This window comes from Stagnimonas sp. FW305-C-60 (assembly GCF_058782965.1).
Genome location: NZ_JBYSYF010000002.1, coordinates 290,002 through 310,051 on the forward strand (window position 1 = coordinate 290,002; position 20,050 = coordinate 310,051).

Annotated in this window: 19 protein-coding genes; 2 read left to right on the top strand and 17 right to left on the bottom strand. The window is 66.6% G+C overall.

Annotated elements, in window-relative coordinates:
- Positions 1-15: 15 nt before the first annotated feature.
- A complete protein-coding gene (gene bcsR, locus AC3WT6_RS08195) occupies positions 16-1,005 on the bottom strand; it encodes a BcsR/BcsP family cellulose biosynthesis protein (protein ID WP_492653092.1) in 990 nt (329 codons plus the stop codon).
- A gap of 12 nt (positions 1,006-1,017) precedes the next feature.
- Positions 1,018-1,500, bottom strand: coding sequence for a cellulose biosynthesis protein BcsD (gene bcsD / locus AC3WT6_RS08200; RefSeq protein ID WP_492653093.1), 483 nt, complete (start codon positions 1,498-1,500; stop codon positions 1,018-1,020).
- Positions 1,501-1,743: 243 nt separating this feature from the next.
- On the opposite strand from bcsD, the gene sthA reads away from it, so the two are divergent.
- Positions 1,744-3,141, top strand: a complete 1,398-nt coding sequence (gene sthA / locus AC3WT6_RS08205) for a Si-specific NAD(P)(+) transhydrogenase (protein WP_492653819.1) — start codon at positions 1,744-1,746, stop codon at positions 3,139-3,141.
- Positions 3,142-3,312: 171 nt separating this feature from the next.
- On the opposite strand, the gene AC3WT6_RS08210 is transcribed toward sthA, so the two are convergent.
- The 5 genes from AC3WT6_RS08210 to AC3WT6_RS08230 form a co-directional block, all read right to left on the bottom strand.
- Positions 3,313-4,254, bottom strand: a complete 942-nt coding sequence (locus AC3WT6_RS08210; RefSeq protein WP_492653094.1) for a DegV family protein — start codon at positions 4,252-4,254, stop codon at positions 3,313-3,315.
- A 78-nt stretch (positions 4,255-4,332) separates the two neighbouring features.
- The gene (locus AC3WT6_RS08215; protein ID WP_492653095.1) at positions 4,333-4,962 is read right to left on the bottom strand and encodes a CoA pyrophosphatase; all 630 of its coding nucleotides are present in this window, start codon (positions 4,960-4,962) and stop codon (positions 4,333-4,335) included.
- Positions 4,959-6,143 carry an O-succinylhomoserine sulfhydrylase gene (locus AC3WT6_RS08220; protein ID WP_492653096.1) on the bottom strand — a complete coding sequence of 395 codons (1,185 nt, stop codon included), beginning with the start codon at positions 6,141-6,143 and terminating at the stop codon, positions 4,959-4,961. Before AC3WT6_RS08220 ends, AC3WT6_RS08215 begins: the two co-directional genes overlap by 4 nt.
- Positions 6,144-6,152: 9 nt before the next feature.
- Positions 6,153-7,667: an amidophosphoribosyltransferase gene (gene purF / locus AC3WT6_RS08225; protein WP_492653097.1), complete on the bottom strand. Its 1,515-nt coding sequence runs from the start codon at positions 7,665-7,667 to the stop codon at positions 6,153-6,155.
- A gap of 44 nt (positions 7,668-7,711) precedes the next feature.
- Complete coding sequence (locus tag AC3WT6_RS08230; RefSeq protein ID WP_492653098.1) at positions 7,712-8,248, bottom strand: CvpA family protein; 537 nt, start codon at positions 8,246-8,248, stop codon at positions 7,712-7,714.
- 136 nt (positions 8,249-8,384) lie between these two features.
- On the opposite strand from AC3WT6_RS08230, the gene AC3WT6_RS08235 reads away from it, so the two are divergent.
- Positions 8,385-9,881: a M48 family metallopeptidase gene (locus tag AC3WT6_RS08235; RefSeq protein ID WP_492653099.1), complete on the top strand. Its 1,497-nt coding sequence runs from the start codon at positions 8,385-8,387 to the stop codon at positions 9,879-9,881.
- 4 nt (positions 9,882-9,885) lie between these two features.
- On the opposite strand, the gene AC3WT6_RS08240 is transcribed toward AC3WT6_RS08235, so the two are convergent.
- From AC3WT6_RS08240 to AC3WT6_RS08285, 10 genes are all read right to left on the bottom strand, one after another.
- Positions 9,886-11,022 carry a tetratricopeptide repeat protein gene (locus AC3WT6_RS08240; protein ID WP_492653100.1) on the bottom strand — a complete coding sequence of 379 codons (1,137 nt, stop codon included), beginning with the start codon at positions 11,020-11,022 and terminating at the stop codon, positions 9,886-9,888.
- Positions 11,023-11,028: 6 nt separating this feature from the next.
- Positions 11,029-11,319, bottom strand: a complete 291-nt coding sequence (locus tag AC3WT6_RS08245) for a LapA family protein (RefSeq protein WP_492653101.1) — start codon at positions 11,317-11,319, stop codon at positions 11,029-11,031.
- Positions 11,316-11,615: an integration host factor subunit beta gene (locus tag AC3WT6_RS08250; protein WP_492653102.1), complete on the bottom strand. Its 300-nt coding sequence runs from the start codon at positions 11,613-11,615 to the stop codon at positions 11,316-11,318. The genes AC3WT6_RS08245 and AC3WT6_RS08250 overlap by 4 nt, the downstream gene beginning before the upstream one ends.
- Before the next feature lie 169 nt (positions 11,616-11,784).
- Positions 11,785-13,449, bottom strand: a complete 1,665-nt coding sequence (rpsA, locus tag AC3WT6_RS08255; RefSeq protein ID WP_492653103.1) for a 30S ribosomal protein S1 — start codon at positions 13,447-13,449, stop codon at positions 11,785-11,787.
- 137 nt (positions 13,450-13,586) lie between these two features.
- On the bottom strand, positions 13,587-14,264 hold the full coding sequence (cmk, locus tag AC3WT6_RS08260) for a (d)CMP kinase (RefSeq protein WP_492653104.1): 678 nt from the start codon (positions 14,262-14,264) through the stop codon (positions 13,587-13,589).
- Positions 14,261-15,580 carry a 3-phosphoshikimate 1-carboxyvinyltransferase gene (gene aroA / locus AC3WT6_RS08265; RefSeq protein ID WP_492653820.1) on the bottom strand — a complete coding sequence of 440 codons (1,320 nt, stop codon included), beginning with the start codon at positions 15,578-15,580 and terminating at the stop codon, positions 14,261-14,263. Before aroA ends, cmk begins: the two co-directional genes overlap by 4 nt.
- A 2-nt stretch (positions 15,581-15,582) precedes the next feature.
- Complete coding sequence (locus tag AC3WT6_RS08270; RefSeq protein ID WP_492653105.1) at positions 15,583-16,443, bottom strand: prephenate dehydrogenase; 861 nt, start codon at positions 16,441-16,443, stop codon at positions 15,583-15,585.
- A 10-nt stretch (positions 16,444-16,453) separates the two neighbouring features.
- Entirely contained in the window at positions 16,454-17,578 is a 1,125-nt protein-coding gene (gene hisC, locus AC3WT6_RS08275) for a histidinol-phosphate transaminase (protein ID WP_492653106.1), read from the bottom strand.
- Between the two features lie 12 nt (positions 17,579-17,590).
- Positions 17,591-18,682 (bottom strand): prephenate dehydratase, encoded by a 1,092-nt coding sequence (gene pheA / locus AC3WT6_RS08280; RefSeq protein WP_492653107.1) that lies wholly within the window; start codon positions 18,680-18,682, stop codon positions 17,591-17,593.
- Positions 18,683-18,775: 93 nt separating this feature from the next.
- Complete coding sequence (locus tag AC3WT6_RS08285; protein ID WP_492653108.1) at positions 18,776-19,951, bottom strand: phosphoglycerate dehydrogenase; 1,176 nt, start codon at positions 19,949-19,951, stop codon at positions 18,776-18,778.
- Positions 19,952-20,050 lie beyond the last annotated feature (99 nt).

Below are 20,050 nucleotides of genomic sequence, written 5' to 3' on the forward strand. Positions count from 1 at the left end.
TTTCCGGCCGGCCCGTTATTTCGTGGGGCCATTGTGGCCCGAGATACGCCGCAGCACATCATCGAGCCTTGCCTCCCGACTCGAATCAGCCTGGGCCTGTGGTGCTGCGGGATAGCGCAGCCGCAGGCGCCCACTGGCGGCCGCACGCGGCGGCTCGGGCTCGGCCAGCCGCCGGAACGCTGCTTGCAGATCGCTGGCGACCTCGGCTGCCGGCGCCCGCACCGACGGGGCTGCTGCCGGCATCGGTGCTGGCGCCGGCCGCGCCGGCTTCGCCCTGGCGGCGGCGGCAACCGGCGGTGGTGCGGGTACCGGCGTAGGCGGCGTGCTCAGCGCCCGCGGTGGCGAGGCCGCCGCAGCCTTGGGCGCAGGTGGCGGCACCGCATGCTGGGCCGTCGCTGGCGGCAGCGCGTAACGGGTCTCCTGTTCGGCGTCATAGCCAGCCCAGGCCGGCGGCGGCGGATTCTCGGGCGGAGGTGCGGCCCGGCCCGGCGCATTGCCACGCAGCTCGCGATATACCTCGTCGGCGGAAGGCTCGGCCGGTGGCGGCACCAGGAGAGTCGGCGCTGAAGGCAGCGGCGCGACCGGCGGCGGTTCGCGCACCGACTGGAACAGGGAGCGCAGCCCCTCCGCCAGGGGCTGGTCGTCGGCGACCGGCGCCGGCACCGCGGGCGGTGGCACCACCACCGGGGCCATCGGCACCGACACCGTGGCGCGCGGCGATAGCGCCGCCCACTGCGCAGGCGTAGCCGGCGCAGCCGCACGCGGCACCGCGGCGGGCGCGGAAATGGGGGGGGGCATGGCCGACGGACCGCTCGTGGTCGGCACGATGGGCGCCACCTTGGTCGGCAAGGGATGCTTGCTGGTGGCCTGCAGCAGCGACCAGCGCCGCGGCGTCTCGGTCACCGTGGCATTGGCACTGGGCGCGCTGCGAATCTCCTGGTAGTCACTGGGGTTCAAGCCCAGATGGGAGAACAGCTGCTTGATGTCGTCGCTCTTTTCCGCCATGACGATCCTCCTTCAGAGGAACTGGCTCGGATGCGCCAACCGGAAGCGCAGGGTGTCCTGCACACCTTCGGCCTTGCCCAGCTGCTGCAGCACCAGGCTTTCCTCGGCACCCAATTGCTTGAGCCATTCGCTGTAGAGCCCTTCGAGTATGCCCGGCGCCCAGTCCAGCGCGGCGTCGCCGAAAGCCTGGCGCAGCGGCGCGCAGGAATGCAGGAATTCCAGGCTGGTGTTGAGATCGCGTATCCGCATCCAGCCCCAGCCGCTGCGGCGCAACTGCTCGTTGACCGCCTGCTCCAGGTCCTGCAGGGTTTCGCCCGCCTGCAGGGGGTTGCGACGAGCGATGCGCTTGCCCAGCAGCAGGAAGAAAGCGCGGATTTCGTCCGCGCTCATCTGCTCGCTCAACTCCTCGCCCAGCACCCGCAGAAAATCGGCCCACTGCGGGCTCACCGGAGTGGAAAGGAAATAGGCCAGACTGCCCTGTTCGAGATCGCTCATTGCCCGCACTCCAGAAATTGCCAGCCCTGCCCGGCCCATCTTTTGCGACTTTGGTCGTGGCCGCGAAACCGAGATTCATTCAAAGCTTATTATCTACCTTAAGGTAAACTTTGAACTACCTGATTTCAATGAGCTTTTTATACCAGATTCGCCCGGACGCATAAGTTCCTGTACGGACAAGCGCTCGATCCAGCCGAGCATCATCTCCGCTGTCGAGACCAACTTTATCCCGTAGTACGAAATATCGACATGAAGCAATACGACCTCGCGGTGATCGGCAGCGGCCCCGGTGGCGAAGGCGCGGCGATGATGGCGGCCAAGAACGGCCTGAAAGCGGTGCTGGTCGAACGCCATTTCGACGTCGGCGGCGGCTGCACCCACTGGGGCACCATTCCCAGCAAGGCCTTGCGCCATGCGGTGAAGACACTCAGCGATTTTCAGAATGAGCCGCTGCTCAGCGAGTTCCGCAGCACCCTGCGACTGTCGTTTCCGCAGCTGCTGACGCGCGCCGGGCGGGTCATCGAACAGCAGGTGGCGCTGCGCCGGCGCTTCTACGAGCGCAACCGGGTACCGGTACTGGCCGGCAGCGCCCGCTTTCTTGACGCCGAAACCCTGGAGGTCGACAGCAGTCTCGGCAGCTCGCAGAAACTGCGCGCCAAGCATGTGGTGATCGCCGCCGGCTCGCGCCCCTACCGGCCGCCGGATGTCGACTTCAACCATCCGCGGGTGCGCGACAGCGACACCATCCTGCAGCTGGCCGACAGCCCGCACGCCATCACCATCTACGGCGCCGGCGTAATCGGCTGCGAGTACGCCTCGATCTTCGTCAAGCTGGGCTGCAAGGTGAACCTGGTGAATACTCAGGACCGACTGCTGTCCTTCCTCGACGACGAGATCGCCGAGGCGCTGTCCTACCACCTGCGCGAACAGGGCGTGATCGTCCGCAACAACGAGCAGTACGCCCGCATCGAGGCGCGGGCCGACGACGTGGTGCTGCATCTGAAGTCCGGGCGCCGCATCAAGTCCGACCTCTTGCTCTGGGCCAACGGCCGCACCGGCAATTCCGACGGCCTGGGGCTGGAGGCGCTGGGCTTGAAGCCCAACTCGCGGGGACAGCTGGCGGTCAACGAGCACTACCAGACCGCGCAGCCGCAGATCTACGCCGTCGGCGATATCGCCGGGCCGCCTGCCCTCGCCTCCGCTGCCTACGACCAGGGTCGCTTCGCGGTGGAGCACATCCTCACCGGCGGCGGCAGCTCGGCCGAGCGCTTCCGCCTGCTGCCTTCCGGCATCTACACCATTCCGGAGATCAGCAGCGTCGGCAAGACCGAGCGCGAACTACAGGAGGCCGGCGTGCCCTACGAGATGGGTCACGCCCAGTTCAAGAGCCTGGCGCGCGCGCAGATGACCGGCGAGACGGTAGGCATGCTGAAGATCCTGTTCCATGCCGAGACGCTGGAGATCCTGGGCGTGCACTGCTTCGGCGACCGCGCCTCGGAGATCGTCCACATCGGCCAGACCGCGATGGCGAGCCCGACGATCAACAACCTGCGCTACTTCATCAACACCACGTTCAACTATCCGACGATGGCCGAGGCCTACCGTGTGGCTGCGCACAATGGTTTGAATCGCCTCGCCTGAACCAGCCCCCCCGGGCGCGGCCATCGTCGCCGATGATCATTGCGCCCTTGGCAAGCCAAGGGCGGGGCCGAGGCCTATCGGGTGGCGGCGCACAATGGTTTGAATCGCCTCGCCTAAACCAGCCCTACAAAAAGCCCGGCATTGCCGGGCTTCATTGGTTGCAGGCACGCGCTACAGATCGATCTCGTGCTCGGCGGCCGCGAAGGCAACACCAACTGCCCCCTCGCCGACATGGATGCCAGCCACCATGCTCATCATCGCCACGAACACCTCGACGCCATGCGCGTGGGCGGTGTTCACCATCTGGGCGTAGCCGGGCAGCGCCTCCAGCAGGCGCGGGTCACCGCCGTACTCGACCAGCAGGGTCGGCGTCAGCAGGCCCTTGCGGATCTGCCCTTCGACGTACTTGAACACCTTGGCCACACCCTCGTCGAAATGCCGCAGGCGGGTCACCGGCTGGGTGGTGTTGCGATAGCCGCGCACCAGTGGCTTCACGTCCAGCGCCGAGCCCAGCACGTACTGCAAAAGGCCGACGCTCTTGTCGCCCTTCTTGTGGGCGCGCGCGCGCAGCTGCTTCAAGTCGCGTGGCAGCAGATAGCCGTAGGTGTTGTGGGTGAGAAACTCCAGGCGCTCGCGGATCTTGTTGTGGCTCTCGCCGGCCTTGATCATGCGCACGCATTCGATCACCGGAATCGCCTGGCCGCCGAAGCAGTTCTGGGTATCGATAATGCGCAGGCCGAACGGCGTCGGGATGCCGGCGGCGGCGCGGATCGGCTTGTACTCGTTCAAGATCTGCAGCGCCGCGCGGTTGGCGTTGTCGAACATCGGGCTGCGCGAGCTGGCGATGGTGAAGCAGAACACCAGGTCGTAGTCGAGGACCAGCCGCTCCAGGAACAGCTTCTTGATCTGCTCGACGGTGAATGCCGAGGTCTCCGCCCGCGCTGCATCGGTGACGTGCTTGCGGTAGAACTCAATGGTGGTCGCCGCATTGCGGTCGTCCAGCATCGTCTGCCCATCCAGATGCAGCGTGATCGGCAGAATGACGATCTTGTTTTCGTCGATGAAGGACTGCGGTAGATCGCACGCGGAATCCACCACGATGCCAATTCTCATGTCTCCCCCTCTAAAGGTTTATTTGAGGGATCATAAACATGACGGACTGGTCTTCATAGCCAAACCGCCAGGTCCGGCTCAGCCGCGATGCAAATTTACCTTGCGGCACAGCTCCCAGAGCATGCCGGCGGTCGCGCCCCAGATGCGGCGATCCTGGTGGTTGATCTCCAGAAACGGCAGCTTGAAGCCATCGCGGCTGAGCAGGCCGCGCTCGAAACTGGCGGGGTTCAGCGCCACCGCCAGCGGCAGCTCGAAGACCTCCGCCACCTCGCCCGGATCAACCCGAAACTGCGCCGGCGGCTCCACCAGCGCCACCACCGGCGTGATGCGGTAACGGCTGATCGTCGGGTAATCGTCGAGATAGCCGATCACCTCGGCGTTCTCCGGTGGCAGCGCCACCTCCTCCTCGGCCTCGCGCAGCGCGCAGGCGGCAAAGCTAGTGTCGCCGGGATCGCGACGACCGCCGGGGAAACTGACCTGGCCCTTGTGGTTGCGCAGCGTCTCGGCGCGCCGGGTCAGCAGTACGGTCAGCCCTTGTGGACGCCGCAATAGCGGCACCAGCACGGCCGCCGGCTTGAGCAGGGGCAGCGCCGGCAGCAGCGCCCTGAGCATCGCCGCCGGCATGTCCAGATCGACCATCGGCCGCGGCTCAGCCTCGTGGCTGCCGGCCAGACTGCCCCGCAACAGGGCTTCGCTGGCGGCGGTCATGCCGCCAGGGCTTGCCGCAGATCGGCGATCAGATCCTTGATGTCTTCCAGGCCGACCGCGATGCGCACCAGGTTCTCGCCAATGCCGGCCTTGGCCCGCGCCTCGGCAGACACCCGGCCGTGGGTGGTGGTGGCAGGATGAGTGATGGTGGTGCGGGTATCACCCAGGTTGGCGGTGATCGACAGCAGGCGGGTGGCGTCGATCAGCTTCCAGGCTTCCTCGCGGCCGCCACGCAGCTCGAAACTCAGCACGCCGCCAAAGCCGCGCTGCTGGCGCTTGGCCAAGGCGTGCCCCGGGTGGCTTTCCAGACCGCTGTAATAGACCCGCTGCACCTGCGGCTGCTGCTCCAGCCAGCGCGCCAGCTGCAGGGCGTTGCTCTCGTGCGCCTGCATGCGCAGCGCCAGGGTCTCCAGCCCCTTGAGGAACACCCAGGCGTTGAACGGGCTCATCGAAGGCCCGGCCGTGCGCATGAAGCCGAACACGTCCTTGCCCACCGACTGCGCATCGCCGACCACCGCGCCGCCCAGGCAGCGGCCCTGCCCGTCCAGATACTTGGTGGCGGAGTGGATCACGTAGTCGGCCCCGAGCTTCAGCGGCTGCTGCAGCACCGGCGTCAGGAAGCAGTTGTCGACCGCCAGCTTGGCGCCGTGGGCATGGGCCAGCTCGGCCAAGGCGGCGATGTCGGCGACTTCCGACAAGGGGTTGGACGGCGTCTCCACGAACAGCAGCCGGGTTTGGGCGGTGAAGGCCTGCCGCCAGGCTTCGAGGTCGGTCAGGCTCACCCAGCGGGTGACGATGCCGAAGCGCGACAGCACATTGTTGAACAGGCTGACCGTGGCTCCGAACAGGCTGTTGGAGGCGATCACCTCATCGCCGCTCTTCAGCGTCGCCAGGCACAGCGAGAGGATCGCCGCCATGCCGCTGGCGGTGGCCACGCAGGCCTCGCCGCCCTCCATCGCCGCCAGCCGCCGCTCGAAGGCCTGCACGGTGGGATTGGTGAAGCGCGAGTAGACATAGCCGGGCGCCTCGCCGGCGAACACCGCCGCTGCCTCCGCCGCACTGCCGAACACGAAGGACGAGGTGGGGTGGATCGCCGCCGAATGCTCGCCGACGCCGCGCACCGGCTCAAAGGCGCGCACCCCCAGGGTGGCAAAACCCCAGTCCGGGTCGAATTCGCTCATGGCCGGGCTTTAGGCGGCGTTCTGCAGATCGAGCGTGCCCGAGGCGCCCGCCTTGCGGGTTTCCTTGGCGGCGTCGTTGCGGAACAGCTCAAGCTGGTTGAGGTACTTGGCATCGACGTCCTGGGTCACGTACTCGCCGGTAAACACCGAGCAGTCGAAGCGCTCGATGTTGGCGTGCTTGTGCTTGACGGCGTCGATCAGGTCCTCGAGATCCTGGAACACCAGACGGTCGGCGCCGAGCAGGACGCGGAGCTCCTCCTCGGTGCGGCCATGGGCCACCAGCTCGGCGCTGGTCGGCATGTCGATGCCGTAGACGTTGGGGAACCGCACCGGCGGCGCGGCGGAGGCGAAGTAGACCTTGCGGGCACCGGCGTCGCGCGCCATCTGGATGATTTCTTTCGAAGTGGTGCCACGGACAATGGAGTCGTCCACCAGCAGCACGTTCTTGCCGCGGAACTCGACGTCGACCGGGTTGAGCTTCTGGCGCACGCTCTTCTTGCGCTGCGCCTGGCCGGGCATGATGAAGGTGCGGCCGATGTAGCGGTTTTTGATGTAGCCCTCGCGGTAGGGCACGCCCAGGACCTGCGCCAGCTCGGAGGCCGGCACGCGCGAGGTGTCGGGGATCGGGATCACCACGTCGATGTCGTGATCGGGCCAGATGCGCTGGATCTTTTCGGCCAGCTTCACGCCCATGCGCAGGCGCGCCTTGTGCACCGAGATGTTGTTCATCATCGAATCGGGGCGGGCCAGATAGACGTACTCGAAGATGCAGGGCGAGTACATCGGCTTGGCCGCGCACTGCTGGCGGAACAGGCGGCCGTCCTCGGTGATGACCACCGCCTCGCCGGGCTCGATGTCGCCGAGCACGGTGAAGCCCAGGGCGTCCAGCGCCACCGATTCCGAGGCGATCAGGAAATCCGGGCCATGCGGGCCGTCGCGGCGACCCACCACCGCCGGCCGGATGCCATAGGGGTCGCGGAAGCCAACGATGCCGTAGCCGGTGATCATCACCACCGCCGCATAGGCACCGCGCACTCGCCGATGCACGCGGGCAATGGCGGCGAAGATGTCCTCCGGCGTCAGCCGCAGGGTGTTCTGCTGCATCAGCTCGTGGGCGAAGACATTGAGCAGCACCTCGGAGTCGGACTCGGTGTTGATGTGCCGGCGGTCCTCCTCGAACAGCGCCTGCTTGAGTTCCTCGGTGTTGGTCAGGTTGCCGTTATGCGCCAAGGAGATGCCGAACGGCATGTTGGTGTAGAACGGCTGGGCTTCAGCCGAGGTGGCGCAGCCGGCGGTCGGGTAGCGGACATGGCCGATGCCCATCAGGCCGCGCAGCTTGTTCATGTGCTCATCGGCGTGGAAGACGTCGCGCACCAGGCCGTTTTCCTTGCGCAGGTGCAGGCGGTCGCCATCGGCGGTGATGATGCCGGCGGCATCCTGACCGCGGTGCTGCAACATGGTGAGGGCGTCAAACAGTTCCTGATTGACGGGCGATTTGGAAACGAGACCGGCGATGCCGCACATGGGTCAGGAAGCTCCTTAGTACAGAAGGCTGTTCTACGAACGGCTCAAGAGGACCGGCTCTGTCGCAAGGCGGCAGGCTCGGAAGGGGAATTTGGGGACTCCAAGGCCCGAATCCAGCGCTCGGGCAGCACTGAATGCAGGGCATCGGCCAGCCATTCAAGTTCGGACACCAGCAAGGACTGCCGCCACCAGAGGTCCTGGCGAGCGGTGGTGGTGCCGGCCACCATCAACAGGGCGGCAATCAGCAGCAGGCCGCGCAGAAAGCCAAAGCCGCCGCCCAGCGTACGGTCGATGCCGGAAAACTGGCTGTCGCGGATCATCGAGGCGAGCAGGAAAGTCGCCACCGCGCACAGCAGCAAGGTGAGCAGGAAGATGCCGCCGAAGGCCACCGCCCGGCGCACAGTGGGGGTAGCGATGCGGCCATCAAGCCAAGCCGTGACCGGGTCTAGGAAGTGAAAGGCCAGCCAGAACGCCAGCACCCAGCCGGCCAGACCCAGCAATTCGCGGGTCAAGCCACGAAAAATCCCCACCAGGATGGAAACCAGAACTATCGTGAGGATCGCGTAATCCGCCCAATTCATGCGCACTGCCAACCGTGGTGAAGCGGCATTTTATCATTGCGCCAATACCGTTCCGCAGTCGCAACGAACCAATCCGCTTTTGCATCACACTATAGGCAGCAACACCCCGGCATCCAGCCGGCCACCGGAACCTTCCTTGCGCACCTCCCCTGCCCTGCACCTGCTCGCTGCACTGACCCTGACCACCGCCCTCGGCGCCCAGGCCCAGGGCACCACGGCGGCACTTGACCTGCCGCAGATGGGCGAACCCGCCGACCTGACGCTGTCGCCAGCCCAGGAAGCCAAGATCGGCGCCGAAGTGGCCGCCGAGCTCTACGGCGGCGACTATCTGGTCGAGGACCCGGAGGTTTCCGACTACGTCAATTCGGTGGGCTGGAAGCTGGCGGCCAAGGGTGCGACGGCGCCAGTGCCGTTCAAGTTCTATGTCATCGGCGATCCGCGCATCAACGCCTTCGCGGTGCCGGGCGGCCTGGTCGGCATCAATGCCGGCCTGCTGCTATCCGCCGACAACGAGAGCGAGCTGGCAGGCGTGATGGGCCATGAACAGGCCCACGTCACCCAGCGGCATCTGGCGCGCACCGCCGCCGACACCCGCACCGCCAACATCGCCACCTGGGCGGCGATGATCGCCGCCATCATCGCCGGCTCCGCCAACCCCGATGTGATCTACGGAGCGCTGGCCCTGGGGCAGTCGCTCAACTACCAGCGCGAAGTCAATTACACCCGCGCTCACGAACTGGAGGCCGACCGCATCGGCATCCATACCATGGCCGAGGCTGGCTACGACCCCGAGGGCATGGCCAGCTTCTTCTCCAAGCTCGAACAACAGTCGCGCCTGTACGGCGCCGGCCTGCCGGAAATCCTGCGCACTCACCCGGTCAATACCACCCGCGTCGCCGAGGCCAGGGCCCGCGCCGAGGCGCTACCCAAATCCGAACACCGGGACTCCGTGGAGTTCTCGCTGATGAAGGCGCGCACCCAGGTCTTGATGGCCGAGCGCGGCAACGAGGCGGTGGACGACTTCGGGCGCCGACTGCGCGCCGGCGACAGCTCGCCGGCGGTGCGCTACGGCTATGCCTTTGCGCTCTCGAAAGTGGGTCGCGCCGCCGATGGCGTCGAGGCCCTGAAGCCCTTGCTGGTCAGCCTGCCGCGGCAGGTCAATGTGCAGTTGCTGCAAGCGGAGCTGCTGGCCGCCTCCGGGCGCAGCAGCGAAGGCCGCGCTCTGCTGACCAAGGCCCTGACCCTCAATCCGCGCTACGCCCCCGCCATCCTGGCGCAGGCGCAGGCACTGCTCGACGACAGCAAGCCGGCGGAGGCCAGGCAGCTGCTGCTGACCCGCGACCAGGCCCTGGGCACCCGGGTGGAAACCTACCGCCTGCTGTCCGAAGCCTCGCGTCAACTCGGCAACATCGCCGAGTCGCAGTTTCAGATCGCCACCTACAACCTGCAGCGCGGCGACCAACGCGGCGCCCTGACCCAGCTGGACGCCGGCCTACGGCTGGCCAGCCTGGATCCACAGGACCGCGCCCGGCTGTCGGCGATGCGCCAGGATCTGATCGAGAAGATCCCCAAGAACGTGTTGGCCGACATCAATCGCGGCGACCGCCGCTACCGCAACGCCTACACGCAGTAGACCCCTAGAGAGTATCCGGCGCCGGATGCACACTGCCCCACTGCTTGCAGCTGGGGCAACGCCAGAACAACAGGCTGGGCGCAAACCCGCAGTGGCCGCAGTGATAGCGCGGCCGCTTGTCGAGCACCTTCACCAAGGATTCGCGGAAGGCCTGCACCGGCCGACTGAGCCGCCCGGCATCGCCAGCAACCGGCAGACTCAGAAACTGCACCAAGCCACGCCAGGATGGCCGCTGCGCCAACTTGTCGGCCAGGTACAAGGCCTGCGCATTGGGATCGGATAACTGGTGGGCGCGCGCCAGCCAGACGCTGGAGTCGAGCCCGTGCTGGGCCTCGACCTTGTCCAGGAAGTTGCGAAAGGTATCGGCCTCGCCGCCGGCGGCGCAGACCCGTTCGATGGCGGGCAGCACTTCCGGCAAGAACCGGGCGTCCTGCTCGGGCACCTTGAGATAGGCCGTCAAGGCCTCGTGCCAATGCTGCCGATCTTCTTCCAGGCGTCCCAGACAGAGGCTGGCGCGCACGCAGTCGGGGTCGGTATCCAGTGCCTTGCGAGCCCAGCGCAGGGCTTCGTCCGGACGACCGTCCTGACTGGCGAGTTCCGACAGCTCGCAGGCGTAATGCGCGCGTGCCAGGGCCAGGCTCTGTCCCTTCAGGGACTCAAGACGGGCGGCGACCTCCAGTGCCGGCTGCCAGTCGCCCAGCAGCTCATGGATCTGCAACAACAGCTCCAGAGCCACCACGGCATGGGAGGCGTGCTGGGAGGCTTCCCGCAGCAGTTCCTCGGCGCGGTCGAGCAGGCCGGCCTTCAGGCAGTCCTGTCCTAGCTCGTAGAGCGCTTGGGTGCGCAGATCGCTGCGTAGCTCCTTGCGGGTCAACACACTCTCGTGCAGGCGCAGCGCACGGTCGATCTCGCCGCGCTTGCGGAACAAGGCCCCCAACGTGAGGTTGAGCTCCGCCGCCTCGGGATCGCGCTCGACCGCCTTGGTCAGCGCGGCAATCGCACGATCGGGGTTTTCATTGGCCAGATGGCTGAGGCCGGAGAGCGTCTCCGGATCACCCGCCGCCGGCCTCGGATTGCGACCCAGAGCCCAGCCCAGCGCCGCACCCAGGGGCAGCAGCAACCATAGGAATAATCCTTCCACCACGGCTTACTGATCCTTCAGCGGCAGGTTGCGCAGGCTCTGCAGTTCCGCCTGGGCATCCTTGATCTGTCGGCGCAGCCGGCGGATTTCGCCGCGCAGACTCAGGATGCGCGCCCCGCAAACCAGCAGGGTGAGCAGCGCCACCAGCACGAATTCGCCCAGCACCAAGCCAATCAGCGGCAGCTGCAACTGGCCGGCCAGATAATCCAGGGTCACCGGCGCGGCGTTGTAGAAGCCTATAGCGACCCCGAAGATCAGTACCGCCAGCAGCACCGCGATGATCAACAGGCGGATCACGATTGCGCCGCCTGGCCCATTTCATTGACGCGTTCGCGCATCTCCTTGCCCGGCTTGAAGTGCGGCACATGCTTGGCGGGGATGTGCACTGCCTCGCCGGTCTTGGGATTGCGCCCTACCCGCGACGGCCGGTGATGCAGGGCAAAGCTACCGAAGCCCCGGATCTCCACCCGCTCTTGTCGCGCCAGCGCATTGCTGATCTGGTCCAAAACCAGCTTCACAGCCAACTCGACATCCTTCTGCATGAGGTGCGTCTGCTTTAGCGACAGCGCCTCGATCAGCTCGGATTTCGTCATGGGATTCAGTTATTTATGGCCACTTTCTGCGACGGACGATAGACCATTGCGCTGCCGTGGCGCAAGCACTTCGGGGCGAGGGCGGGCCGCTAGGCAACCCACCCTCAACTCGAGCCCATAAAAAAAACCGCGCAGGGCTGCGCGGCTTTTCCCAGCGACGGCGTAATACTTAGCCGAGCTGATCCTTCAGCAGGTCGCCCAGCGAGGTCTTGCCGGTAGAGGCGTTGCGGCTGTACTCGGCAACGATCTCCTGCTCCTCCTGGATTTCCTTCTCGCGCACCGACAGGGTGACCGAGCGGTTCTTGCGGTCGACGCCGATGAAGCGCGACTCCAGGGTATCGCCCACCGACAGCACCTTGGTGGCGTCTTCGACGCGCTCGCGGGACAGGTCGTTGGCCTTGATGTAGCCCTCGACGCCGTAGGGGAGTTCGATGACCGCGCCGCGCGCGTCCACCGTCTTCACCGTGCCCTTGATCATCACGCCCTTCTGGTACTCGGCAAGGAACTGGGTCAGCGGATCCTGACCGAGCTGCTTGACGCCGAGACTGATGCGCTCGCGCGCACCGTCGATGGCGAGCACCACGGCTTCCACTTCCTGGCCCTTGCTGAAGCGACGCACGGCGGTTTCGCCCGGCTCGTTCCAGTCCAGATCGGAGAGGTGCACCAGACCGTCGATGCCGCCCGGCAGGCCGATGAAGATGCCGAAGTCGGTGATCGACTTGATGGCGCCGGCCACCTTGTCGCCCTTCTGGTGGTTCTGCGCGAACTCTTCCCAGGGGTTCTGGCGGCACTGCTTCATGCCCAGCGAGATGCGGCGGCGTTCGCCGTCGATGTCGAGGATCATCACCTCGACCTCGTCGCCCAGGTGCACAACCTTGCCCGGGTTGACGTTCTTGTTGGTCCAGTCCATCTCGGAGACGTGCACCAGACCCTCGACGCCCGGCTCGATCTCGACGAAGCAGCCGTAGTCGGTGATGTTGGTGACCTTGCCGAACAGGCGGGTCTTCTCGGGATAGCGGCGGGCGATGTCGGCCCACGGGTCCGCACCCAGCTGCTTCAGGCCCAGCGACACGCGGCGGCGCTCGCGGTCGTACTTGAGCACTTTGACTTCGATTTCCTGACCCGCGGTCACGACTTCCGCCGGATCCTTGATGCGCTTCCAGGTCATGTCGGTGATGTGCAGCAGGCCGTCGATGCCGCCCAGGTCGACGAACGCGCCGTACTCGACGAGGTTCTTGACCACGCCCTTGAGCACCACGCCTTCCTGCAGGTTGGCCAGCAGGCTGTCGCGTTCCTGGCTGTATTCGGCTTCCAGCACTTCGCGGCGGCTGACCACGATGTTGTTGCGCAGCTTGTCGAGCTTGATGACCTTGAACTCGAGCGGCTTGCCTTCCAGGAAGGTGGTGTCGCGCACCGGGCGCACGTCAACCAGCGAGCCGGGCAGGAAGGCGCGGATGGCGCCGATGTCGACGGTGAAACCGCCCTTGACCTTGCCGGTGATGATGCCGATGACGGTTTCCTTCTTCTCGAAGGCGGTATCCAGACGGACCCAGGCCTTGATGCGCTCGGCCTTTTCCTTGGAGAACTTGGTCTCGCCGAAGCCGTCTTCGAGGGTCTCGAGAGCAACTTCAACGGTTTCGCCGACGGCAACCTTGATTTCACCGTCGACCATGAATTCGGAGAGGGGGATCACGCCTTCGGACTTCAGGCCGGCGTCGACGATCACCACATCGGATTTAACGTCCAAGACCAGCGCATTGACGATGGTGCCAGACTGCATCGATTGACCAGCCTTGAGGCTGGCTTCAAACATTTCCGCAAAAGATTCGCTCATTGGGTACTCGGTTAGGTTGAACATCCGCCTTCGTCCAGTTGGCGGGCCCGGTTGGTGGAAAACGCCAGCGCATCCTTGCTCTGACGGCACAGCAAAAAACGTCTTTTGCGCAAAAGCTGATGCGGCTCCAGCCAGCTTCAGAATCCAGCGGCGACACTCAAGGCCTCCACCCTCGCCAGCACGGCCTCGGGTGAAAGTCCTGTTGTGTCAATGAGATGCGCGTCGTTTGCCGGCTTTAAAGGCGCCACGGCCCGACCACGATCCCGCGCGTCGCGCGCCCGGATTTCTTCACAAAGGGTGGCGAAATTAGCAGCAATCCCGGCTTTGCTCAACTGTTTGAGGCGCCGGTCGGCGCGCTCTTCCGGGCTGGCGTCGAGGAACAGCTTCAGCCGCGCGTCTGGAAATACCACCGTGCCCATGTCGCGGCCGTCGGCGATCAGGCCGGGCGCGACACGAAAATCGCGCTGTCGCTGCAGCAGGGCGTCGCGCACCTGTGGGGATACCGCGATGCGCGAGGCCAGGGCGCCGGTGGTCTCGGCGCGTAGCTCGCGGGTCCAGTCCTGGCCACCGACCAGGATCGCCTCGTCGTCCTCGCTGCTGCCGGTGAAACTGATGTGCAGGCCCGGCGCCAGAGCCGCCACCGCCGCGTGCTCGTCGAGATCGACGCCGGCGGCGACTGCCGCCAGCGCCAGGATGCGGTACAGCGCACCGGAATCGAGGCGATGAAAGCCGGTGCGTTGCACCAGCCAACGGGTGACCATGCCCTTGCCGACGCCGGCCGGGCCGTCCACGGCGATGACCGGGACCGTGTTCAAGCCCCGCTCACCGTCAGGCGCAGGCCGGCACCGGCCGCCAGCGCGGCGAAGCCGGGGAAGGAGGTGTTGACGTTCAGGCAGTCGAGGATGCGGATCGGCTGCTCGGCACGCAGCGCCGCCATGGCAAAGCTCATGGCGATGCGGTGATCGCCGTGGCTATCCACCACCCCGCCGTGCATGCGGCCACCGCAGATGCGCATGCCGTCCGGCGTGGCGATGGCGGAAATCCCCAGCGCCCGCAGGCCATCACACATGGTCTGGATGCGGTCGGATTCCTTCACTCGCAGTTCTTCGGCGCCGGTCACCACGGTTTCGCCCTCGGCGAAGGCGGCGGCCACGAACAGCACCGGAAACTCGTCGATGGCGCTGGCGACCAGTTCCTTGCCGATGTGCACGCCGCGCAGACGGCTGCCGCGCACCCGCAGATCGGCGACCGGCTCGCCACCGAGCTGGCGCTCGTTGAGCAGATCGATCTGCGCACCCATCTGACGGAGGATGGTGACGATGCCGACCCGGGTCGGGTTGATGCCGACTTCGACCAGGGTCACGTCCGAGCCGGGGCTGATGGCGGCACCGACCAGGAAGAAGGCGGCAGAGGAGATGTCGGCCGGCACCGCAATGTCCGTCGCGCGCAGCGACTGGCCGCCCTGCACTGCCGCATAGCCCTCGCGCGCCTCGACCTCGACCCCGAAGGCGCGGAACATGCGCTCGGTGTGATCGCGGCTGGCTTCCGGCTCGTAGACCTCGGTGCGGCCCTGGGCATAGAGCCCGGCCAGCAGCAGGCAGGACTTGACCTGCGCGCTCGCCACCGGCGAGTCGTAGCGCACGCCCTTGAGCCCGCCCTGTACCGGCTGCACTTGCAGCGGCGCACGGCCGTCCTGGGAGGCGATCCGCGCACCCATGGTCGCCAGCGGATTGATGACCCGCTTCATCGGCCGGCGCGACAGCGAGGCGTCGCCGATCAGCGTGCTGGCGAAGGGCTGGCCGGCCAGGAGGCCGCACATCAGCCGCATGGCGGTGCCGGAATTGCCCATGTCCAGCGCCGCCGCCGGCGCTTTGAGCCCGCGCAGGCCGACGCCGTGCACGCGCAGATGGGTCTCGCCCAGGCGTTCGATGCGCACGCCCATCTGCTGGAAGGCCTTCATGGTGCACAGGCAGTCCTCACCGCTGAGGAAGCCGGTGATTTCCGACACGCCATCGGCCAGCGAGGCCAGCATCACCGCGCGGTGGGAAATGGACTTGTCGCCCGGCACCCGCAGGCGGCCATGGAGCTGGCCGCCGGGCTGGACGGTATACGTGAGGTTGCTTTGATTCATGCTCATTCGATTTGGGCGAGGTGCTGCTCGCGGGCATTGCGGGCGCGCTCGAAGCGGGCCTGCAATTGCGACCATTGTTCGTTGCGGATCAGGCCCAGCAGTTCGGAAAGTTCAGCGATCTGCTGCTCCAGCAGACCGGCCACCGACTCGCGGTTGGCGCGCACGATGTCGTGCCACATCTGCGGGCTGGAACTGGCGATGCGGGTGAAATCGCGGAAGCCGCCGCCGGCGTTGGCGAAGATTTCCTCGGCGTCGCCCAGCCGCGACAGCATGTCGACGAAGGCGTAGGCCAGTACATGCGGCAGATGGCTGGTGGCGGCGAAGATGGCGTCGTGACGTACTGCATCCATCTCCACTACCCGCGCACCGACCGACTCCCAGAGGCCGCGCACCAGGGCCAGGGCCCGCGCGTCCTGCGCGGCATGCGGACTCAGGATCAGCCGCTTGTTGCGAAACAGCTCGGCATTGGAGGCCGCCACCCCGCTCTTCTCGGTGCCGGCAATGGGGTGGCCGGCGACAAACCAGGGCGGCAGCGCACCGCAGACCGCCCGCACGTCGGCCAGCACCGACTGCTTGGTGCTGCCAACATCGGTGACCACCGCGCCGGCCTTGAGCGCCGGTAGCACGGCGGCCATCGCCTCGGCGGTACGCAGCACCGGCACTGCCAGCACGACGAGGTCCGCGTCGGCAACCGCCTCGGCGGTGCTCGCGGGCGCGGCATCGACCACGCCCAGATCCACCGCCAGCCGGCGCTGACGCTCGTCGGCGTCGTAGCCCCGGATGCTCGCAACCTGCCCGGTCGCCCGCAGCGCGCGCGCGAACGAGCCGCCGATCAGGCCCAGGCCGACGACCGCCAGTTTCACGCGCGGCCCGTCACGCCAGGATTTCCCGCAGCGCCTTCAGCAGCCGGTCGTTCTGCGCCGGCGTGCCGATGGTAATGCGCAGGAAGTTGGGCATCTCGTAGCTGGCGGTGGGCCGCACGATGATGCCCTTCTGCAGCAGGGCCTGATGAATAGGGCCGGCGTCGCGACCGAAGTCGATGGCCAGGAAGTTGGCCTGCGAGGGCAGCCAGCTCAGGCCCAGCTTGGCCAGCTCTGCCTCCAGGCGGGCGCGCTCGCTGTTGTTGAGCGCCACCGACTTCTGGACGTGCTCCTGATCCGAGAGTGCTACTTCCGCCGCCAGCAGCGCCAGGCTGTTGTTGTTGAACGGCTGGCGCACCCGGTTCATCAGGTCGGCGACTTCCGGCGACGACAGCGCATAGCCGACGCGCAGCGAGGCCAGGCCATAGGTCTTGGAGAAGGTGTGGGTAACGACCAGGTTGGGGTACTTGTCCAGCCAGCCGCGCACGTCGCCGCGCAGCGCCGGGTCGAGATATTCCCAATAGGCCTCGTCGAGCACCACGATGACGTGCTTGGGCACGAAGGCGAGGAAGGCCTCGATGTCCTGCGCCGGCAGCCAGGTGCCGGTCGGGTTGTTGGGGTTGGCGATGAACACCATGCTGATGTCGTCGCGCCAGAGCTTCCTGAAGCCTTCCAGATCGTGGCCCAGCGGCATGGTCGGGTGGCTGCGCGACAGCGCCGGCACGATCACCGCCTCGGCGTTCTGCGACTGGGTGACGATGGGATACACCGCGAAGGCGTGCTGGCTGAACATCGCCGCCCGCCCCGGCCCCAGGTAGATGCGTCCCAGGAACTCCAGCATGTCGTTGGAGCCGTTGCCGAGGGTGACGCGGCTGGCGTCGATGCCGTGCATCTTCGCCACCGCCGCCTTGAGCTTGAAGCCGCCACCGTCTGGATACAGGGCCAGATCCTGGTTGGCGATGGCCGCGGCCAGCGCCGCTTTCACCTTCGGGCTGGGGCCGAGCGGGTTCTCGTTGCTGGCCAGCTTGATGGCATCGCTGATGCCGAGCCGGCGCTGCAGCTCGTCCAGCGGCATGCCGGGCTTGTAGGGTTCCAGCGACAACACGCCAGGGGTGGCGTTTTGGGTCAGGGCAGACATGATTGCAGTCACTCAGATGGCGGCCTGGGGATACGACCCCAGCACCTTGAAGAACGCGGCATTGGCACGCACCGCATCCAGCGCCTTCTTCACCGGCTCGTCGTTGGCGTGGCCGATGAAGTCGACGAAGAAGAAGTAGTCCTGCACCGGCGCGCCCTTCATCGGCCGCGACTCGATGCGGGTGAGATCCAGCTTGGCGTCGGCGAAGGGCTGCAACAGCGTGAACAGCGCGCCCGGCTGGTTGCGATGCGCCGACAGCACCACGGCGGTGACGTCGTGGCCGGTGGGCGTCGGGTCCTGCTTGCCGATGATCAGGAAGCGGGTGGTGTTGCTGGGGTCGTCTTCGATGTTGCTGGCGAGGATGTTGAGCCCGTTCAGCCGGCCAGCCTGCAGCGAGGCGATGGCGGCGCTGCCGGCGCCCTCCTGCTTGGCCAGCCGCGCGGCGGCGCCATTACTGGCCAGCGCCTCACGTTCGGCCTTGGGCAGGCGCGCGTCCAGCCACTTGCGGCATTGCGCGAACGACTGCGCGTGGGCGTAGACCTTGGTCACCCTGGCCGGATCGGTTTCCACCGACAGCAGGTGGTGGTGCACCGGCAGGGTCACCTCGCCGCAGATGCGCAGCTTGGTATGCACCAGGGCGTCCAGGGTATTGCTGACCACGCCGCCGATGGAGTTCTCCACCGGCACCACGCCGTAGTCGGCGGCGCCCGACTCGACATCGCGGAAAATCTCGTCGATGGCGGTCACCGGCCGGGCGGTGACCGCCTCGCCGAAGTGCTTGAGCACCGCCGCCTGGGTGTAGGTGCCTTCCGGCCCCAGGTAGGCGATGGTCAGCGGCGACTCCAGCGACAGGCAGGCCGACATAATCTCGCGCATCAGCTTGGCCACCACCTCGTCCGTGAGCGGGCCGGTATTGCGGGCCATGGCCGCGCGCAGCACCTCGGCCTCGCGCGAAGGCCGGTAGTGATCGCCGGTATCGCCCTGGCGCTGCTTGATGTGGGCGACTTCCTGGGCGATGCGGGCACGCTGGCTGATCAGCTCCTGGATCTGCCGATCCAGCGCGTCGATCTCGATACGGGCCTGGGGAAGAGTTCTGACAGTCATTTCAGGAGGTGGCGGCAGTCCATGGCGCAACGGCGGACGCGAAGTCTACTCACTTCGCGCCGCCAGTTCCGCCTCGACCGCCGCTCCGCAGGCTCAGCGCGCGGCGATCACCCGCAGCTTCAGCACGCCCTGGATGGCGGCGATCTCCGCCACCACCGCCTCGCCCACCGCCGAGTCGATGTCGACCAGGGTGTAGGCGATGTCGCCGCGCGACTTGTTGAGCAGGTCGGCGATGTTGAGGTTGTGCTTGGCCAGCGCGGTGGTGATCTGGCCGACCATGTTGGGCACGTTGGCATTGACCACGGTGAGGCGGGTCTTGCCCGGCAAGAGCGGCATCACCGCTTCGGGGAAATTCACCGAATTGCGGACATTGCCCACTTCCAGGAACTCGCGGATCTGCTCGGCCACCATCACCGCGCAGTTGTCCTCGGCCTCGCCGGTGGAGGCGCCCAGATGCGGCGTCGCCAGCACCCGCGGATTGCCCTTGAGCGCATTGGAGGGAAAGTCGCAGACATAGGCGTGCAGGCTGCCGGCCGCCAGCGCCGCGATCACCGCCTGGTCATCGACGATTTCGGCGCGGGCGAAGTTGAGGATCACGCCCTGCTTCTTCATCAGCCGCAGCCGCTCGGCATTGATCAGGCCACGGGTGGCCTCCAAGAGCGGCACATGCACCGAGATGAACTGCGACTTGGCCACCAGATCATCCACCGACAGCGCCTGCTTGACCCGGCTGTCGAGCTTCCAGGCGTTCTGCACGGTCATCGCCGGGTCGTAGCCATAGACCTCCATACCCAGCTCGATGGCGGTGTTGGCGAGCCTGACGCCGATCGCGCCCAGGCCGATCACGCCCAGGGTGCGGCCGGGCAGCTCGAAGCCGACGAACTTCTTCTTGCCGTCTTCCACCGCCTTGTGCATGGCGAGATCGTCGCCGTCGAGCTTCTTCACGAAATCGAGCGCCTGCGGGATATTGCGGGCCGCCATCAGCAGGCCGGCCAGCACCAGCTCCTTCACCGCATTGGCATTGGCGCCCGGAGCATTGAACACCGGCACGCCGCGCTGGCTCATCGCCGCCACCGGGATGTTGTTGGTGCCGGCGCCGGCACGACCGATCGCCATGACGCTGGCCGGAATCTCCAGCTTGTGCATGTCGGCGCTGCGCACCAGCACGGCGTCCGGGTGACCGATCTCGCTGGCTACCTCGTAGCTACCGCGCGGCAGCCGCTCCAGACCCAGCGGGGAAATGTTGTTGAGGGTTTGAATCTTGAACATTGGCTGTCTCTCCTTGGATGCGTGAGGGCGGCCCGCTGACGCGGGCCTGTGAGGGCGCAGCCGCTGCGCGGGCTGCTGTGAGGTCGGGCGCTTCGCGCC

Bases quoted from the DNA above. Each gene is read 5' to 3' on its own strand.
- bcsR (WP_492653092.1), bottom strand. From the start codon at position 1,005: ATGGCGGAAAAGAGCGACGACATCAAGCAGCTGTTCTCCCATCTGGGC.
- bcsD (WP_492653093.1), bottom strand. From the start codon at position 1,500: ATGAGCGATCTCGAACAGGGCAGTCTGGCCTATTTCCTTTCCACTCCG.
- AC3WT6_RS08210 (WP_492653094.1), bottom strand. From the start codon at position 4,254: ATGAGAATTGGCATCGTGGTGGATTCCGCGTGCGATCTACCGCAGTCC.
- AC3WT6_RS08215 (WP_492653095.1), bottom strand. From the start codon at position 4,962: ATGACCGCCGCCAGCGAAGCCCTGTTGCGGGGCAGTCTGGCCGGCAGC.
- AC3WT6_RS08220 (WP_492653096.1), bottom strand. From the start codon at position 6,143: ATGAGCGAATTCGACCCGGACTGGGGTTTTGCCACCCTGGGGGTGCGC.
- purF (WP_492653097.1), bottom strand. From the start codon at position 7,667: ATGTGCGGCATCGCCGGTCTCGTTTCCAAATCGCCCGTCAATCAGGAA.
- AC3WT6_RS08230 (WP_492653098.1), bottom strand. From the start codon at position 8,248: ATGAATTGGGCGGATTACGCGATCCTCACGATAGTTCTGGTTTCCATC.
- AC3WT6_RS08250 (WP_492653102.1), bottom strand. From the start codon at position 11,615: ATGACGAAATCCGAGCTGATCGAGGCGCTGTCGCTAAAGCAGACGCAC.
- rpsA (WP_492653103.1), bottom strand. From the start codon at position 13,449: ATGAGCGAATCTTTTGCGGAAATGTTTGAAGCCAGCCTCAAGGCTGGT.
- aroA (WP_492653820.1), bottom strand. From the start codon at position 15,580: ATGAATCAAAGCAACCTCACGTATACCGTCCAGCCCGGCGGCCAGCTC.
- hisC (WP_492653106.1), bottom strand. From the start codon at position 17,578: ATGTCTGCCCTGACCCAAAACGCCACCCCTGGCGTGTTGTCGCTGGAA.
- pheA (WP_492653107.1), bottom strand. From the start codon at position 18,682: ATGACTGTCAGAACTCTTCCCCAGGCCCGTATCGAGATCGACGCGCTG.
- AC3WT6_RS08285 (WP_492653108.1), bottom strand. From the start codon at position 19,951: ATGTTCAAGATTCAAACCCTCAACAACATTTCCCCGCTGGGTCTGGAG.